General features: G+C 62.7%; 2 protein-coding genes. One reads left to right on the top strand and one right to left on the bottom strand.

Annotated elements, in window-relative coordinates; genetic code table 11:
• The first annotated feature begins 90 nt into the window (after window positions 1-90).
• Window positions 91-519, top strand: a complete 429-nt coding sequence (locus ABT116_RS48525) for a GTP-binding protein (protein ID WP_351647936.1) — start codon at window positions 91-93, stop codon at window positions 517-519.
• An 11-nt stretch (window positions 520-530) separates the two neighbouring features.
• Here ABT116_RS48525 and ABT116_RS48520 read toward each other — a convergent pair.
• Window positions 531-1170 (bottom strand): DedA family protein (locus ABT116_RS48520; protein WP_351647934.1); only part of this gene is annotated, 640 nt, incomplete at its 5' end.

Genomic DNA, 1170 nt, shown 5'->3' with positions numbered 1-1170 from the left:
ACCACCTCTCATCTGATTAGATGAGATGTCGGCATTGTCTCGCTCGTCCGTGTCCTCGAAACGGGTCTGTACTAACCGGAAATTGCTGCGTTGGTTTCCGGTTGGGACGAGGAACTGGCCGGTGGGCACACCCCGGAAACCGAGGAATACGGAATTCGCAGCGTCACGTATCGCGCCTCGCGCCCTTTTCATCCGTCCAGGCTCGAGGCTGCGCTCGGTCAGTTCGCGGGCCTCTTGCGAAGCAAAGGCTTCTGCTGGATCGCGAGTCGGCCCGAGTTCGCCGCGATCTGGTCGCAGGCAGGCCCCAACCTCGTCATCGAACCGGCTCAACTGTGGGCGTCGGCAGCGGAGGTACCGGGGCAGGAGATCGTGTTCATCGGAGTGAAACTCGACCCGGCGGCGCCGTCACAAATCCTCGACCCAGCCCTGCTGACCGATGACGAACTACGCGAAGGGCCGCGGGCCTGGACGCGCTACGAGGACCCGCTACCGGCGTGGGACCGGAGCCACGTGCACTGAGCCGTGCGCTTCTAGTCGAGGACTTCTTCGACCTCGACGTCTTCGGCGGGGCGGGCCATCTCCTTGCGGTACTGCCAGATACCCAACGCGGTACCGATGACCAAGCTGACCATCATCACGATCAGCACGGCGGGTAGCAACCACGGAACGCGATCGAGGAACGAGCCACCGTAGAAACCGAGCAGCAAGAGCACCGGCGCCCAGATGATCGCGCCGATGGTGCTCGCGATGGTGTAGCGCGTGTGGTTCATCTTGGCTGCGCCGGCGACCATCGGGCACAGGGTGCGCACCCACGGAACCCAGCGGGCGATCAGGACCGCCCAGAATCCGTGTTTTTCCAACAGGATGTTCACGCGGTGCAGGTTCTTCTCGGTGAAGTACTTGCCGCCCTTACGGGCTTTGATGTGATTGCCGGTCCGGTGGCCGATGACGTACCCGACCTGGTTACCGGCAATGGCCGCGATCATCGCACCGACAGACAACGCCCACACGTGGCCCGCGCCGGATTCGTGACCGGCAAGCACGATTCCGGCTGTGATCAGTAGCGAATCACCGGGCAGAAACAATCCGAGGATGATCGCGCACTCGATGAAGACGAACGTGACGACGATGATCCAGACCAACAGAGGCCCGGCAGTCTCGAGTGGGGAG

Origin of the sequence: Streptomyces sp. NPDC002130, assembly GCF_040296465.1 — a bacterium.
GTDB lineage: Bacteria > Actinomycetota > Actinomycetes > Streptomycetales > Streptomycetaceae > Streptomyces.
This window is presented reverse-complemented; position numbering and strand designations above follow the sequence as displayed.